This is a genomic window from Pseudomonas sp. Seg1 (genome assembly GCF_018326005.1).
GTDB lineage: Bacteria > Pseudomonadota > Gammaproteobacteria > Pseudomonadales > Pseudomonadaceae > Aquipseudomonas.
Map to the genome: position 1 here is coordinate 4,600,848 of NZ_AP021903.1, position 16,507 is coordinate 4,617,354.

Annotated in this window: 14 protein-coding genes; 6 read left to right on the forward strand and 8 right to left on the reverse strand. The window is 60.2% G+C overall.

The features are described 5' to 3' along the window. Positions 1–2 precede the first annotated feature (2 nt). Complete coding sequence (locus tag KI231_RS20595) at positions 3–2,948, forward strand: HD domain-containing phosphohydrolase (protein WP_213026197.1); 2,946 nt, start codon at positions 3–5, stop codon at positions 2,946–2,948. Here KI231_RS20595 and msrC read toward each other — a convergent pair whose 3' ends face one another. Then, a complete protein-coding gene (gene msrC / locus KI231_RS20600; protein WP_213026198.1) occupies positions 2,949–3,431 on the reverse strand; it encodes a free L-methionine (R)-S-oxide reductase MsrC in 483 nt (160 codons plus the stop codon). Beyond that, a complete protein-coding gene (locus KI231_RS20605) occupies positions 3,428–4,318 on the reverse strand; it encodes an ATP-binding protein (RefSeq protein ID WP_103304757.1) in 891 nt (296 codons plus the stop codon). Before KI231_RS20605 ends, msrC begins: the two co-directional genes overlap by 4 nt. Positions 4,319–4,484: 166 nt before the next feature. Between KI231_RS20605 and KI231_RS20610 the strand changes: the two genes are divergently transcribed. Then, positions 4,485–6,806 (forward strand): hybrid sensor histidine kinase/response regulator, encoded by a 2,322-nt coding sequence (locus KI231_RS20610; RefSeq protein WP_213026199.1) that lies wholly within the window; start codon positions 4,485–4,487, stop codon positions 6,804–6,806. On the opposite strand, the gene KI231_RS20615 is transcribed toward KI231_RS20610, so the two are convergent. The 3 genes from KI231_RS20615 to msrB form a co-directional block, all read right to left on the reverse strand. Further along, on the reverse strand, positions 6,790–7,251 hold the full coding sequence (locus KI231_RS20615; protein ID WP_103304755.1) for a MarR family winged helix-turn-helix transcriptional regulator: 462 nt from the start codon (positions 7,249–7,251) through the stop codon (positions 6,790–6,792). The two genes, KI231_RS20610 and KI231_RS20615, sit on opposite strands and share 17 nt — an antisense overlap. Then, a complete protein-coding gene (locus KI231_RS20620; RefSeq protein WP_103304754.1) occupies positions 7,248–7,733 on the reverse strand; it encodes a glutathione peroxidase in 486 nt (161 codons plus the stop codon). The genes KI231_RS20615 and KI231_RS20620 overlap by 4 nt, the downstream gene beginning before the upstream one ends. Before the next feature lie 101 nt (positions 7,734–7,834). Continuing rightward, a complete protein-coding gene (gene msrB / locus KI231_RS20625; protein WP_103304829.1) occupies positions 7,835–8,230 on the reverse strand; it encodes a peptide-methionine (R)-S-oxide reductase MsrB in 396 nt (131 codons plus the stop codon). A 223-nt stretch (positions 8,231–8,453) separates the two neighbouring features. On the opposite strand from msrB, the gene KI231_RS20630 reads away from it, so the two are divergent. Continuing rightward, positions 8,454–9,665, forward strand: a complete 1,212-nt coding sequence (locus KI231_RS20630) for a pyridoxal phosphate-dependent aminotransferase (protein WP_103304753.1) — start codon at positions 8,454–8,456, stop codon at positions 9,663–9,665. 304 nt (positions 9,666–9,969) lie between these two features. After that, entirely contained in the window at positions 9,970–10,857 is an 888-nt protein-coding gene (gene htpX, locus KI231_RS20635) for a protease HtpX (RefSeq protein ID WP_007908619.1), read from the forward strand. Between the two features lie 200 nt (positions 10,858–11,057). On the opposite strand, the gene KI231_RS20640 is transcribed toward htpX, so the two are convergent. Further along, entirely contained in the window at positions 11,058–11,714 is a 657-nt protein-coding gene (locus tag KI231_RS20640) for a thiopurine S-methyltransferase (protein WP_213026200.1), read from the reverse strand. Positions 11,715–11,816: 102 nt separating this feature from the next. On the opposite strand from KI231_RS20640, the gene KI231_RS20645 reads away from it, so the two are divergent. Continuing rightward, positions 11,817–12,584: a DODA-type extradiol aromatic ring-opening family dioxygenase gene (locus KI231_RS20645; RefSeq protein ID WP_213026201.1), complete on the forward strand. Its 768-nt coding sequence runs from the start codon at positions 11,817–11,819 to the stop codon at positions 12,582–12,584. Positions 12,585–12,701: 117 nt separating this feature from the next. Here KI231_RS20645 and KI231_RS20650 read toward each other — a convergent pair whose 3' ends face one another. Next, complete coding sequence (locus tag KI231_RS20650) at positions 12,702–14,375, reverse strand: DEAD/DEAH box helicase (protein WP_103304750.1); 1,674 nt, start codon at positions 14,373–14,375, stop codon at positions 12,702–12,704. 423 nt (positions 14,376–14,798) lie between these two features. Here KI231_RS20650 and KI231_RS20655 point away from each other — a divergent pair, with 423 nt between their 5' ends. After that, a complete protein-coding gene (locus KI231_RS20655) occupies positions 14,799–15,590 on the forward strand; it encodes a crotonase/enoyl-CoA hydratase family protein (RefSeq protein ID WP_213026202.1) in 792 nt (263 codons plus the stop codon). Between the two features lie 127 nt (positions 15,591–15,717). Here the strand turns inward: KI231_RS20655 and KI231_RS20660 are convergent, their stop codons facing one another. Then, positions 15,718–16,473 (reverse strand): spermidine synthase, encoded by a 756-nt coding sequence (locus KI231_RS20660; RefSeq protein ID WP_103304748.1) that lies wholly within the window; start codon positions 16,471–16,473, stop codon positions 15,718–15,720. Positions 16,474–16,507: the final 34 nt, after the last annotated feature.

Below are 16,507 nucleotides of genomic sequence, written 5' to 3' on the forward strand. Positions count from 1 at the left end.
AAATGCCCAGCCCACTGCGCCCGGAACAACGCCGGTTCCCGCTGCACGTGCACATCAGTGTCATGTTCACCTTTCTCCTGCTGCTCACGGGCGTAGTGCTGGGACTGTTCAATTACCGCCAGACAACGCAGATCATCCTGTCGAGCAGCGAGAAGCTGTTCGACAGGATCGAACAGGACGTGCGCCTGGACATGTCCGCGACCTATCAACCGATCCGGCACTTGCTCAGCCTGCTGGCAGACAACCCCGCGACCCAGGCTGCGCGCCTCGAACAACGCTTGCCGTTGCTCAGGCCGTTCAGCCAGTCGCTCACGGACAACCCGAACCTCGCCTCGTTGTACCTGGGGTATGCCAATGGCGATTTCTTCATGGTCCGCCCATTGCGCAGCACCGCCCTGAAGACGCTGCTCAAAGCTCCGGACGCAGCGGCGTATCAGGTCTGGAGCATCGAGCATGGCCCGCAAGGCGACCTGCACTCGCAATCGCTGTTCTTCGACCCGGCACTGACGCTGATCAACCGTCAGGACAATCCCGAGGAGCCCTACGATCCGCGCAGCCGCGCCTGGTTCGTCAATGCCCGTCAGCACAGCGAACAGATCACCACCGAACCCTACGTGTTTTTCTCCACCCACAATGTCGGTACGACCCTGGCCCGGCGCAGTGGCGAGAATGCGGTGATCGGCGCCGACCTGACACTGGCCACCCTGTCTGCCACCTTGAGCAAACATGTGGTGACGCCGTCCACCGAAATCGCCCTGTTCGATGCCGACGGCAATGCCGTGGCCTACCCCGACAGTCGCCGTCTGATCGTCGATGACAGCACCGCGCATCTGGCCAAAGCGGCCGACTTGAGCCCGAGTCTGCACGCGCTGCTGTCCGGTGCACGCACGGGCAATCGCCTTGAAGCGGCTGGCCGCCAGTGGATTGTGGCCCGCAGCAGCATTGCCGAAGGCGGTCCGAAAGGCCTGCAATTGGCGTTGCTGGTGCCGGAGGACGAACTGCTGGTCGACGCCTATCGCATGCGCTGGCAGGGCGCGCTGATCACCTTGGCCACCTTACTGCTGTGCCTGCCATTGGGCTGGGTGATTTCGCGGATTCTGGTCAAGCCGTTGCACGCATTGGTCAAGGAAGCCGACGCAATCCGCAGTTTCGACTTCAATTTCCCGCTGACCCGACGCTCGCCGGTGCTGGAAGTCGACCAATTGAGCGTGTCGATGGCGCGCATGAAAGACACGCTGGCGAGTTTCTTCCGCATCACTGACACCCTCGGCGCCGAAACCCGATTCGCCCCGCTGCTGCAACGGGTGCTGTTCGAAACGGTGCAGATTGCCCAGGCACAGGCCGGACTGATTTATCTGCGAGAAAACGACGGTACGCGCATGGAACCTTACGGTCTGGTGATCGATGGCATACCGCATGCACCGGAGGCGTTCGAGATCCAGGGTCACGATCTGCAAAACAGCAAAGGCCCGGTGTGGTTCGAGCAGTTGGTCGGCAGCAACATTGTAGTCAGCAACTTTGGCGTTGATCAGGCCGGTGACCTGCAGAAAGTCTTGTTCGCGATGGCCTCGCCCCGCGTACATCTGATCGGCATTCGCCTGCACAACCGCCATGACCAAACCATCGGCCTGCTGATCCTGCTGGTCAACGACAGCGGCACCGCGGCCGATCTGGAAAAACTGCGACCCGACCGCATCGCTTTCCTGCAAGCAGTGTCCGGCGCCGCCGCAGTCAGCATCGAGAGCCAGCGCCTGCAAGCCCGGCAGAAGCAACTGCTCGATGCTTTCATTCAGTTGCTCGCCGGCGCCATCGACGCCAAGAGCCCGTATACCGGCGGGCATTGCCAGCGCGTGCCGGAACTGACCCTGATGCTCGCCCAGGCAGCTGCGGCGAGTCAGGCGCCCGCCTTCAGTGCCTATCAGCCCACCGAAGACGAGTGGGAGGCCCTCCACATTGCCGCGTGGTTGCATGATTGCGGCAAGGTCACGACGCCGGAGTATGTGGTCGACAAGGCGACCAAACTGGAAACCATCAACGACCGCATCCACGAGATCCGCACGCGTTTCGAAGTGCTCAAGCGCGATGCCTGGATCAGTTACTGGCAGGCACTGGCTCTGGGTGGAGACGAACTGTCAATTGCCGCATTGCGCGATGCGACCCTGACGGCACTGGACGAGGACTTTGCCTTTGTTGCCCGTTGCAACCTGGGCAGTGAAGCGATGGCCGAGGCCGATCTGCAACGCCTGAATGATCTGTCCCAGCGCACCTGGATGCGCACCCTGGATGACCGCCTGGGCGTGTCGTGGGAAGAAAACCGGCGTCAGGCGCTAACACCCGCGCCGACCTTGCCAGTCAGCGAAAAGCTGCTCGCAGACAAGCCCGAACATCTGCTCGAACGTGACAAAAACGAGTTGATCCCGGAAGACAATCCGTGGGGGTTCAAGCTGGACGTGCCGCGTTACAAATATAATCGCGGTGAGTTGTACAACCTGAGCATCACCCGCGGCACGCTGACCCGCGAAGAGCGCTACATCATCAATCACCATATGGTGCAGACGATCATGATGCTCAGCCACCTGCCCTTCCCCGGCCACCTCGACAGCATTGCCGAGATCGCCGGTGGTCATCATGAAAAAATGGACGGCACCGGTTACCCGAAACGCCTCAAGCGCGAAGAAATGAGCCTGCCGGCGCGGATGATGGCGATTGCCGATATTTTCGAGGCACTGACCGCGGCCGATCGCCCGTACAAGAAAGCCAAGACATTGAGCGAAGCGTTGGGGATCATGGCGACCATGTGCCGCGAGGCGCACATCGACGCGCAGCTGTTCGGACTGTTCATCAGCGATGGCGTGTACATGCAGTACGCCGTGCGTTTTCTCGATCCCCGGCAGATCGATGCCGTGGACCCGGCCAGCCTGCTGCACAAGGCTGGCCTTGCCGCGTGATCAGCAATCGGTCAGACGCAGGAAAATCGCCGCCAGTTGCTCGATACCGGCCTGATCATCCGCGCCGAAACGGGCGAGCTTCGGGCTATCGAGATCGAGCACGCCGATCAGACGCCCCTCTTTGACCAACGGCACCACCAGTTCACTGTTCGAGGCACTGTCGCAGGCGATATGTCCAGGAAACGCATGCACGTCTTCAATCCGCTGCGTCTGCAGGCTGGCCGCGGCAGCGCCACAGACACCGCGACCGAACGGAATGCGCACACAAGCGATCTGGCCCTGGAACGGGCCGAGCACCAGTTCTTCGTTGCGATTGAGGTAAAAACCGGCCCAGTTCAGATCATCGAGCTGGTTGAACAGGAATGCCGAAAACTGCGCGGCGTTGGCGATGAAATCGCGCTCGTCCGCCAACAGCGATTCCAGTTGTGCGGCCAACATGCCATAGCCTTCGAGGCCCTGGCCGCTTTGTTGCAAATCAATCATGCCTTGTGCTCCAACAATTTCAGTCCCACCCAGTAACGGGCGAATTGGTACGCGCAACGTCCGTTGCGATTACCGCGGCCGGTGGCCCAACGTACGGCGAGGATATCCAGTGCTTCGTCACGCTGCCAGCTCAGGCCGGCCTTGGCGGCCAACTGGCCGATCCAGTGCTCGACGACATTCAGGAAGTGCTCTTGAGTAAACGGGTAAAACGACAACCACAGACCAAAGCGGTCCGACAGCGCGATCTTGTCTTCCACCGCTTCGCTGGGATGCAGTTCGCCATCGACGCGCTTCCAGTTCTCGTTGTCGCTTTCCTTCTCCGGCACCAGATGGCGACGGTTGGAAGTGGCGTACAGCAAAACGTTGTCCGGTGCCTGCTCCAGCGAGCCGTCGAGCACGCTTTTGAGCACACGGTAATCGCCTTCCCCGGATTCGAACGACAGGTCATCGCAGAACAACACAAAACGTTGCGGCAGTTTGGCGATCTGCTCGACCACTCGCGGCAAGTCGGCCAGGTGATCGCGCTCGATCTCGATCAGCCGCAGGCCTGCGCCGGCATGTTCCGCGAGCAATGCGCGTACCAGCGAGGATTTGCCGGTACCGCGCGAACCCCAGAGCAACGCGTGGTTGGCCGGCATGCCATCGAGAAACTGCTGGGTATTGCGGCCCAGTTGCTCCAGTTGCCGATCAACGCCGATCAGGTCGGACAGGCGCATGTCGAGGCTGACTTCCAGTGGCAGCAGGTACCCGCTGCGGCCGTCACGCTGCCAACGCGCGGCCAGACAAGTGCCCCAGTCGATCACCGGGCGCGGTGCCGGCAACAGCGGTTCGATCCGCGCCAGAACCGACTCGGCGCGTTCAAGAAAAGCATTCAATCGGGAATCCACGTCTTCTCCTCGGGCACGTTCACAGTAATGATGACGATCCAGCGACGACACGCAGATCAAAATTCTCGCCCCGCGCCTTGTTACAAGGCGATTCGGGAACCTCGGTATCGATACATGATCGACTATGCTTGAGCAGCGAAGGGAAACGGAAGTGGTTCAACACCCCATGGATATCAAATTCACCCACCGGCTGTCGTACAAGCAAGCCAGGCTTACTGTGCTGGTCGGGTTCATTCTGGGCACGCTGCTCAGCCTGCTGCAAATCGGCATCGATTATGCCAGTGAAGACGCCTCCATCAACCGTGAAATCCTGTCTTTGCTGGAAATCAGCCATAACCCGGCATCACGCATCGCCTACAACATCGATGCCGAACTGGCTCAAGAACTCACGTTGGGCCTGTTGCGTTCCCCGGCCATCATTTCTGCGCAACTGACCGACAACAACAATACCGTGCTGGCCAGCGTCAAACGTCCCGAGCTGCAAAGCGGCTATCGGCTGATCAGCGACTTCCTGTTCGGCGCCAAGCGCCAATTCGAAGATCGCCTGTATCTGGATCATCTGCCCAATGAATCGCTGGGAGTCCTGAGCCTTGAGGTTGACACCTATGCGTTCGGCAGCCGCTTTCTGCGTCGCGCCGAAGTCACCCTGCTCAACGGTTTCGCCCGCAGCCTGATCCTCACCGGCATCCTGTTGGCGCTGTTCTACGTGATGTTGACCAAACCGCTGGTGCGGGTGATCCGCGAACTCAGCGGGCGTGATCCGCGCAGCGCCGAACCGACCACGCTGGAATGCCCGAGCGGCCACGGCAATGATGAAATCGGCGTACTGGTCAAAGTCGCCAATCAGCAATTCGAGAACATCGCCACCGAGATCCAGCAGCGACGCAATGCCGAAAACCGTCTGACCGACTACCTCGGCCAACTGGAAAACATCGTTTCGGCGCGAACCGCCGAACTCAAGGCGATCAACGCCCGGCTCAGCCAGTCCAATCAGGAACTCGAAGTCGCCCGCAGCACCGCGCTGGAAATGGCTGAAGCACGCTCGGCATTTCTCGCCAACATGAGTCACGAGATCCGTACACCGCTCAACGGCCTGCTGGGGATGATCGCGCTGTCGCTCGACGGGCCACTGAATGCCGAACAGCAGCAACAACTGTCGATCGCCCACGACTCGGGCAAGGTGCTGGTGGAGTTGCTCAACGACATTCTCGACCTGTCGAAATTCGACGCAGGGCAACTGGAGCTTGAGCACATTCCCTTCGATCTCGGCTCATTGATCGAAGACACCGCCAACCTGCTGTCGCAGAACGCGGCACCCAGCGTCGAGTTGACCTGCCTGATCGATCCGCACTTTCCGGCGCTGGTGCTGGGCGATCCGACCCGGGTTCGGCAGATCGTCAGCAATCTGCTGTCCAACGCCCTGAAATTCACCCGTTTCGGCCGGGTGGATGTGCGCTTGTCGACCTACAAGGATGGCGTACGCATCGAGGTCTGCGACACCGGTATCGGCATCGCGCAGGAAGCCCAGGTGAAAATCTTCCAGCCGTTCACCCAGGCGGGTGCCGGCATCACCCGCCAGTACGGCGGCACCGGGCTGGGACTGGCGCTGACTTACAACCTTTGCGAAGCGATGCAGGGGCGCCTGACCATCAGCTCCGAGACCGGCTTCGGCAGCCAGTTCTGCGCCGAACTGCCACTGCCCTGCCATACCCGCGCTCTGCCGCCGACGCAGCTGCACGGCAAAGTTCTCGCCATTACCGCAGCCAGCAGCGGTCTGGCGGAGTTGCTCCGCAGTCTGCTGCCGGTCTGGGGACTTGAATACGAACAACGCACGATCGACGACTCGCTGTTGGGGCTGACGCCAGATGTGCTGATTACCGATTGTCCGGAGTGCCTGTTCGGGCTGCGTCCAACCCTCACCGCGCCCATCTTGCTGGTAACTGCCTATGGCAGTTTTCTGCCCAGCGAAGAAGCGGCGGCGCTCGCCCCTCTGCAGCAACAGGCGCGACCGTTGGCGCGTAATGCGCTCTACCAGAATCTGCGACGGACCCTGCATCCCGAGGTCGCCACCATCAACGATACGCAGCTGGAAACGACGCCATTGGTACGCCGCGGAAAAGTGCTGCTGGTCGAGGACAACCCGGTCAATCAATTGGTGGCCAAAGGCATGCTCGGTAAACTCGGCTGCGATGTCGTCGTCGCCGCCCATGGCGCCGAAGCGCTGGATCAACTGGAGTATCACGCCTTCGATCTGGTGCTGATGGACTGCAATATGCCGGTGATGGACGGCTACGAAGCGAGCCGGCAAATCCGCCAGAGCGGACGCTGGCCAAACCTGCCGATCGTTGCCCTGACCGCCAACGCCATGTCCGAAGAACGCGAGCGCTGCCGGGCGGCGGGCATGAGCGACTATCTGGCCAAGCCGTTCCGCCGTGAAGAATTGGCGGCCCTGCTGGATCAGTGGATTGCGCCTACGACAGCGCCTTGATCTGCCCGAGCAGTTGATCGAGACCGTCGCGCAAGGCATTGAGCTGGTCCAGGTCCACCCCGCTGTCGCAAAGCAATCGCGCCTTGAGCGGCCCGACCTGTTCGCGAAGTGCCAGCCCGGCAGGTGTCAGACTCAGATGCACTTCACGCTCATCACGCGCCGAACGCTGACGCTGAACCAGTTGCAACTGCTCCAGGCGCTTGAGCAACGGCGTCAGCGTGCCGGAGTCCAGCGCCAGACGCTCACCCAAGGCCTTGACCGTCGGCTGCTCCGGTGCACTGTCCTGCCACTCCCACAACACCAGCATGGCCAGGTATTGCGGGTACGTCAGGCCGAGCTGATCGAGCATCGGCTTGTAGCCACGAATCACCGCCCGCGAAGCGGCGTACAACTTGAAGCACAACTGACTGTCGAGCTTCAGCGAATCAACCGACAGTTTATTCATTTGAGCAGAGCTTCGATCTCGCGGCTCAGATCCTGCGGCTTGGTAGCAGGGGCAAAGCGCTTGACCAAGTGGCCATCCTTGCCGATCAGGAACTTGGTGAAGTTCCACTTGATGCCTTGCGAGCCGAGCACACCCGGAGCACGTTTTTTCAGTTGTACGAACAGCGGATGGGCGCCTGCACCGTTGACTTCGATCTTCTTGAACAGCGGGAAGCTGACGCCGTAGTTCAGCTCACAGAACTCGCTGATCGCGCCCTCGTTGCCCGGCTCCTGTTTGCCGAACTGGTTGCACGGGAACCCCAGCACCACCAGGCCCTGATCCTTGTAGGTCTGCCACAACTCTTCCAGACCTTTGTATTGCGGAGTGAACCCGCACTTGCTGGCGGTGTTGACCACCAGCACCGCTTTGCCAGCGTAATCGGCGAGGGTCTTTTGCTCGCCCTTGATATTGGTGACAGGGATATTCAGCAGGTTGTCGCTCATGGGTCGGCTCCGCGGGTTATCGGGAAAGGCAAAACATAGCGAGCAATTAAATTGTGCGCAATTTAATTATCCGAAAGGCGACCCGCAGGTCGCCCACTCAATTACTCGCGGGGTTCGAGATTCAGGCACACCGAATTGATGCAATAGCGCAAACCGGTCGGCGCCGGGCCGTCCGGGAACACGTGCCCCAAGTGTGCATCGCAGCGGGCGCATTTCACTTCGGTACGGATCATGCCGTGGCTGGTGTCGCGGATCTCGGTCATGGCGCTTTCGCCGATCGGCGCGTAGAAGCTCGGCCAGCCGCAGCCGGAATCGAATTTGGTCTTGGAATCGAACAGCGCTTCGTTGCAGCAGACACAGTGATAGACACCATCGGTCTTGGTGTCGTTGTATTTGCCGGAGAACGGTCGCTCGGTGGCGCTCAGACGGCACACGTTGTACTGCTCGGGGTCGAGCATGGCTTTCCATTCTTCCAGGGTTTTTTGCAACTTTTCCATCATCACACCTCAGCGGCTGAAAAAGCCCGATCTGTACCTTTTCCACGGATCGGGCGGCACGTATGATTGCGCCTCGTCACGCGCCAGTCTGGCAGCCAGACCGGGCGCATTCAAACGGATTCTCGGCGCCAAGGCGCAAGACTTCGCCTGTGTGAAGACGCAGGAATCCCAGTACGGTTGTCCATCCGCCGCCTGGATCGTTCATTTTCGGGATCACATCGCCATGCAGTTCAGCAAATCGAACAAGCTCGCCAACGTCTGCTACGACATTCGCGGCCCGGTGCTCAAGCACGCCAAACGTCTGGAGGAGGAAGGTCAGCGCATCCTCAAGCTGAACATCGGCAACCCCGCGCCGTTTGGTTTCGAAGCGCCGGACGAAATCCTTCAGGATGTGATCCGCAACCTGCCGACCGCGCAAGGCTACAGCGACTCCAAAGGCCTGTTCAGCGCGCGTAAGGCGGTGATGCAGTACTACCAGCAAAAAAATGTTGAAGGTGTCGGCATCGAAGACATCTACCTGGGTAACGGCGTGTCCGAGCTGATCGTGATGTCGTTGCAGGCCCTGCTCAACAACGGCGACGAAGTGCTGGTGCCGGCCCCGGATTATCCGCTATGGACCGCTGCCGTGAGTCTGGCCGGTGGTAACGCCGTGCATTACCTGTGCGACGAAGGCGCCGACTGGTTCCCGGACCTGGCCGACATCAAGGCCAAGATCACTCCGAACACCAAGGCGATGGTGATCATCAACCCGAACAACCCGACCGGCGCGGTGTATTCGAAGGAAGTGTTGCTGGGCATGCTGGAACTGGCCCGTCAGCACAACCTGGTGGTGTTCTCCGACGAGATCTACGACAAGATTCTGTATGACGACGCCGTACACATCTGCACCGCTTCGCTGGCCCCGGACCTGCTGTGCCTGACCTTCAACGGTCTGTCGAAGTCCTATCGCGTGGCCGGTTTCCGCTCCGGTTGGATCGCGATTTCCGGGCCGAAACACAATGCCCAGAGCTACATCGAAGGCATCGACATGCTCGCCAACATGCGCCTGTGTGCCAACGTGCCGAGCCAGCATGCGATCCAGACCGCGCTGGGCGGTTATCAGAGCATCAACGATCTGGTGTTGCCGCAGGGCCGCCTGCTGGAACAGCGCAATCGCACCTGGGAGCTGCTCAACGACATTCCGGGCGTGAGCTGCGTCAAACCGATGGGCGCGCTGTATGCATTCCCGAAGATCGACCCGAAGGTCTGCCCGATCCACAACGACGAGAAATTCGTCCTCGACCTGCTGCTCTCCGAGAAATTGCTGGTGGTGCAGGGCACCGCGTTCAACTGGCCGTGGCCAGACCACTTCCGCGTCGTCACCCTGCCTCGCGTCGATGATCTGGAAATGGCTATCGGTCGTATCGGCAACTTCCTCAAGTCCTACCGCCAGTAACTGCCCATCAGTGCGCAACGGCCCGAACGTTGCGCACTGTCTGATTCAGCAACACTTCTGCGTTCCCCGCCGCCACGCGCCTTCTACACTTGCGATTCGTACCCGTCACTTGCGTCTGACGCAATGGCGACGGGTCGCGGCTGTCCGTCGTCCGTGTCGGAGTCTGTCGTGGGAAATGGGTCGTGCGCCGAGGAAACCGCTGTAGGACACAGTTTGAAATAGTCACTCGGTTGAATAGCCCGGTGCAGCACCTTATATACCCCGCAGTACGCTACATCTTTAGCTTGAGGAGATTTCTACAACCATGATGCGCATCCTGCTGTTTTTGGCCACTAACCTGGCGGTCGTGCTGATAGCCAGCATCACCCTGAGCCTGTTCGGCTTCAACGGGTTCATGGCGGCCAACGGGGTTGATCTCGACCTCAGTCAGCTGCTGGTTTTCTGTGCGGTCTTTGGTTTCGCCGGCTCGCTGTTCTCGCTGTTCATCTCCAAGTGGATGGCGAAGATGAGCACCGGCACCCAGATCATCAGCCAGCCACGTACCCGGCATGAGCAATGGCTGCTGCAAACTGTCGAGCAACTGTCCCGCGAAGCCGGGATCAAGATGCCCGAAGTCGGTATATTCCCGGCCTACGAAGCAAATGCCTTCGCCACTGGCTGGAACAAGAACGACGCACTGGTCGCGGTCAGCCAGGGCCTGCTCGAACGCTTTTCGCCAGACGAAGTGAAAGCCGTGCTGGCCCACGAAATCGGTCACGTGGCCAACGGTGACATGGTCACTCTGGCGCTGATCCAGGGCGTGGTGAACACCTTCGTGATGTTCTTTGCGCGGATCATCGGCAACTTCGTCGACAAGGTGATCTTCAAGAACGAAGAAGGTCAGGGCATCGCCTATTACGTGGCAACCATTTTCGCTGAACTGGTCTTGGGCATCCTGGCCAGCGCGATCGTCATGTGGTTCTCGCGCAAACGCGAATTCCGCGCCGACGAAGCCGGTGCTCGCCTGGCCGGTACCAGCGCAATGATTGGCGCTCTGCAGCGTCTGCGCGCCGAACAGGGCCTGCCGGTACACATGCCGGACACCCTGAATGCGTTTGGCATCAACGGTGGCATCAAACAGGGCTTCGCCCGCATGTTCATGAGCCACCCACCGCTGGAAGAGCGTATTGACGCCTTGCGTCGTCGCGGTTGATTCAACCGATGTAACAATGAAAAAGGCCCGCAGTGATGCGGGCCTTTTTTGTGGGCTTGATTAACGGGATGTTCCTGATGGCCCAATCGCTGATTAGCCATCTCCCACAGGGTCCAGGAGGTTTTCAGTATTTCCGATACACCACAGATCACTGTGGGAGCTGGCTTGCCAGCGATGGGGCCGGCAATTCCAGTAAAATTCTACCGCCCGGAAACCCGATAAACCCGCTCCTCCAGCCGCGTCACGCCAGCCTGCAAGAACTTCCAGCTCTCACCCAGCACATCCTGCTCTTCCAGCTTCTGGACCTGCCAGTCATTCCCCAGCAAGCGCTGCACCTCAGCATCCGGCACGGCAAACGGTGGCCCGGGCATCTGCGTCTGATCGTAGTCCAGCGTAATCAGCAAACCCTGCAAGCCTTCCGGCAAGATACTCAGCAAATGCGCCGCGTATTGCTCACGCATCGCTGGCGGCAACGCGATCAACGCGGCGCGGTCGTACAGCGCCGTGCAATCAGCGACATCCTCGGCCTTTAACGCAAAGACATCACCGCACCACAACTCGATAGCTCCCGCGCGATAGACCTTGAACGCGCCGTCTTCGCTGACTTCAGGTTGCAAATGCTGCTCGCTGAAAAAATCCTCGACGGCCTTTTCCGACAGTTCGATGCCCAGCACCTGATGGCCGCGCCCGGCCAGCCACAGCAAATCCAGACTTTTCCCACACAACGGCACCAGCACGCGAGCCTGCGCTGCAACCGCCAGATCCGGCCAGTGCCGCTGCAAATACGGGTTGACCTCGGGCTGATGAAAGCCGATCTGGTTCGATTCCCACTTCTTGTGCCAAAACTCAGGCTGCATGTATCACTCCCAAAAAATCGATCAAAAAGCGTTAAAACTTATATTAGATTTAGATCAATGATCTGACTGAAGATGGGCCATCTTAACGCTCAGGAACCCATCATGTTTCCCAGCCTGTTTATTTCTCATGGTTCACCCATGCTTGCGCTGGAACCCGGCGCCAGCGGCCCGGCATTGGCGCGACTGGCTGCCGAACTGCCCAGGCCGAAAGCCATCGTGATTGTCTCCGCACACTGGGAGAGCCACGAACTATTGGTCAGCAGCCATCCGCAACCCGAGACCTGGCACGATTTCGGCGGCTTCCCCCGGGCACTGTTCGAAGTGCAGTACCCGGCGCCGGGTGATCCACAACTGGCTGCTGAAGTCGCCCATCTGCTGAGCGCCAGCAACCTGCCGGCACGTCTTGATCCGCAACGACCGTTCGATCACGGCGTGTGGGTGCCGTTGTCGCTGATGTACCCGCAGGCGGATATTCCGGTGGTACAGGTTTCGCTGCCGAGTCGCGGTGGCCCGGCGCTGCAAACCCGGGTTGGCCGTGCGTTGGCCGGCCTGCGCGAACGAGGGATTCTGCTGATCGGGTCCGGCAGCATCACCCATAATCTGCGCGAGCTGGACTGGCACGCCGGTCCGGAGAGCGTCGAGCCGTGGGCCCGGGACTTCCGTGACTGGGTGATCGACAAGCTTGCGGCCGACGACGAAGCAGCCCTGCATGATTACCGCCAGCAGGCACCAAATGCAGTGCGTAGCCATCCGAGTGATGAGCATTTGTTGCCGTTGTATTTTGCGCGGGGTGCGGGAGGCGAGTTCAGCGTGGCGCATACAGGCTTCACCATGGGTGCGCTGGGCATGGATATTTATCGTTTCGGCTGACGCGATCGCTGGCAAGCCAGCTCCCACAGGGTTTTGTATAAACCCAAACAGCAGGCAAAAAAAATCCCCGAACCAGTCGGGGATTTTTTATGTTCGATCAATCAGCCCAAGGGCGGATCAATCTTCGCGATAGCGACGCAGCTTCAGCTGCTTGCCAGCAACGCGAGTGTCCTTCAGCTTGGTCAGGAGTTTGTCCAGACCATCTTCCGGCAGCTCGACGAGGCTGAAGCTGTCACGCACCTGGATGCGACCGATCGCTTCACGGGCCAGACCGCCTTCGTTGAGGATGGCGCCCAGCAGGTTTTTCGCAGCGATACCGTCACGCGCACCCAGCGCGGTACGGCAACGAGCACGACCTTCGCCCAAAGGCATTGGCGCACGACGCTCGCGATCACCACGATCCGGACGATCACCGGAACGCTCAGGACGGTCGCCACGCGGTGCGTTGTTCGGCACCAGTGGACGCTCCTTCTCGATCGCTGCCAGGTTCAGCGCTTGACCGTTGGTAGCCTTGCGCAGCAGCGCAGCAGCCAGAGCACGCGGCGAGCAGCCGATGTCAGCGGTCAGACGATCGAGCAACTCACCGTGAGTCGATTCGGCATCAGCAACCAGCGGCGACAGGCTGTTGGTCAGCTTCTTGATGCGTGCATCGAGAACAGCCTGAGCGTCCGGCAGGCGAACTTCAGCAACCTTCTGACCGGTTACACGCTCGATCACTTGCAGCATGCGGCGCTCACGCGGAGTCACCAGCAGCAGTGCACGACCTTCGCGACCGGCACGGCCGGTACGGCCGATACGGTGCACGTAGGACTCAGGATCGTACGGCATGTCCACGTTGAACACGTGAGTGATACGCGGAACGTCCAGACCACGAGCAGCTACGTCGGTCGCCACAACGATGTCCAGACGGCCATCTTTCAGCGAGTCGATGACGCGCTCACGCTGGTTCTGGGCGATGTCACCGTTCAGCGCAGCGGCTTTGTAGCCTTTGGCGTCGAGGGCACTGGCCAGGTCCAGAGTCGCTTGCTTGGTGCGCACGAACATGATCAGCGCGTCGAAGTCTTCCACTTCCAGCAAGCTGAGAACGGCCGAAGTCTTCTGGTCAGCGTGAACCAACAGGTGAGCCTGTTCGATCGCGGTAACGGTTTGAGTCTTGGTCTGGATCTTGACGTGTTGCGGATCGCGCAGGTGGCGTTCGGCAATGGCGCGGATCGACTGCGGCAGGGTAGCCGAGAACAAAACGGTCTGACGGGTCGCTGGCAGAGCCTTGAAGATGACTTCCAGGTCATCCATGAAGCCGAGCTTCAACATTTCGTCAGCTTCGTCGAGAACCAGGTGGTTCACGGTCGACAGGACTTTCTCGTCGCGACGCAGGTGGTCACACAGACGACCCGGAGTGGCGACAACAATCTGTGCGCCGTTACGGATAGCCTTGAGCTGCGGGCCCATCGGCGCGCCGCCGTAAACGGCGACAACGGTAACGCCTGGCATTTGCTTGGCGTAGGTTTCAAAAGCGGTTGCTACTTGCAGCGCCAACTCTCGGGTTGGCGCCAGGATCAGGGCTTGCGGTTCGCGCTTGGCAGGATCGATGCGGTGCAGAATAGGCAGTGCGAACGCGGCGGTTTTACCGGTACCGGTTTGCGCCTGGCCAATCATGTCCTGGCCGGCCATGATGATCGGGATCGATTGCTGCTGAATCGCCGAAGGCTCTTCGTAGCCGGTCGCTGCGACGGCTGCAAGAATATTCGGGTTAAGATTAAAAGCGGCGAATCCGCCGGTTTCCTGGGTCATGGGTCTGCCTCTAAGTGCATCCGCAAAGACCCATGCTCCAAAGCTGCGCATGCCGTGTTGAGACTCAAGAGTCGCCCTGGCAGCTTTGTCGGCGGGGATTTGCGAAAACGTATGAATGAAAAAAAGAATCGTCCGGGAAGAGCCCGCAATGCGGACGTGCAGCCGAAGCTGACTTCGGGAAATTGCGCTACCTAAACGCGGCCCGGTTAAAGGCCGGCGCGCACTATACCGGATTTTGCCCAAAAAGGGAGCTTTTTTTATCGTCTGAATGCGTGTGTCACCGCTGTGTAACGGGGTTTTGCGGATAATCATGCGAAGGTCTATTTTTCAAAGGCCCGGCCCTGCGGGTGATGACGCTTAAACGATTCACCGATGTGCGGCATACCGTCGCTGCACCCGCCCTTCCCGCCCGAGGATTTATCCATGAATCAGCCCTGCCCCGGCCGCGTCAGCCGTGAACGTCGTGGTCATGTCCATCTGATCGGTCTGGACCGAGCGGCCAAACGCAATGCTTTCGACCTCGACCTGCTCAATGACCTGAGCCTGGCCTATGGCGAGTTCGAGGCCGACAGCGAGGCGCGGGTAGCGGTGGTGTTCGGCCATGGCGAGCACTTTACCGCCGGTCTGGATCTAGTGAATGCCAGCACCGCACTTGCTCAAGGCTGGCAGGTTCCGACCGGCGGTTGCGATCCGTGGGGTGTTTTCGTCGGGCCACGGGTGAGCAAACCGGTGATTGTTGCGGCGCAGGGTTACTGCCTGACCATCGGCATCGAGCTGATGCTCGCCGCCGACATCAACCTGTGTGCCAGCAATACCCGCTTCGCACAAATGGAAGTACAGCGTGGGATCTTTCCTTTTGGTGGCGCGACTTTACGCTTTCATCAAGTGGCGGGATGGGGCAATGCCATGCGCTGGTTGCTGACCGGCGATGAGTTCGACGCGCACGATGCGTTGCGACTGGGCCTGGTGCAGGAGGTGATGGCCAGCGAGGACTTGCTGCCACGGGCGGTTGAACTGGCCGAGCGCATTGCGCGCCAGGCACCGCTGGGCGTTCAGGCGACGCTGATGTCGGCGCGACAGGCGCGTTATGAGGGCGAGACGGCGGCGGCGCAGGCGTTACCGGCGCTGGTGAAGAGGTTGCTGGGCAGTGAGGATGCCAAGGAAGGAGTGCGCTCGCTGGTGGAGCGGCGCCCGGGCATCTTCAAAGGGATCTGAAAAATGTTGTGACTATCAGGACGCCTTCGCGGGCAAGCCCGCTCCCACAGTGACCGAGTTGTTCACACATTTTGTGTACGGCGCGAACTCTGTGGGGCTTGCCAGCGAAGGGGCCATCACTGACAACTCAAGTGGCCGGGCGAATCGCCTTGATCAACGACTGCAACGAATAACCCAACTGCGGCGCCAGCGCCTCGGCCCGGGCGGTCAACGCCTGCATGTCCAGCGCCTGATCCAGATCCGCCGGCACAATCAGAATCACATTGCCCTCCTTCACCGGCAGCTCCCAGTAATGCCGGTGATAGAGCCCGCGCAACAACGCCGCACCGAGCGGCTTGCCGTCATCCGTGGCCCATTGATTGATCACCAGCCAGCCACCCGGATTCAGGCGCTTCTGGCAATCGCCGAGAAAGCTCCAGGCCAGATGCCCGACTCCCGGGCCGACGTCGGTGTACAGGTCGACGAAGATCAGATCCGCTGGCTCCGCCGTCGGCAGCAGCTCAAGCGCATCGCCGACGCGGATGTACAGGCGCGGATCGTCATCCAGCCCAAGGTATTCGATGGCCAGACGCGGCACGTCGGGACGCAACTCGATGGCTTCGACATCTTCCAGCGGCAGAAACCTGAGGCAGGCCTGCGTCAGCGTACCGGCACCCAGCCCGAGGAACAGCGCACTCTCCGGTTGTTCATGACACAACGCACCAATCAGCATCGCCCGGGTGTAGTCGTACTCCAGCCAGCTCGGGTCGGCGGTGAACACGCAGCTCTGCTCGATGGCATCGCCGAACTCCAGAAAGCGGTAATCGGCCACTTCCAGCACGCGAATCACGCCGAACTCATCCTGTACTTCGGCGAGCAATAGCTCGACGCGCTCCTCAGTCATTTCGTCTCCTGGTGGTCACCGGGCGCGGTGACGC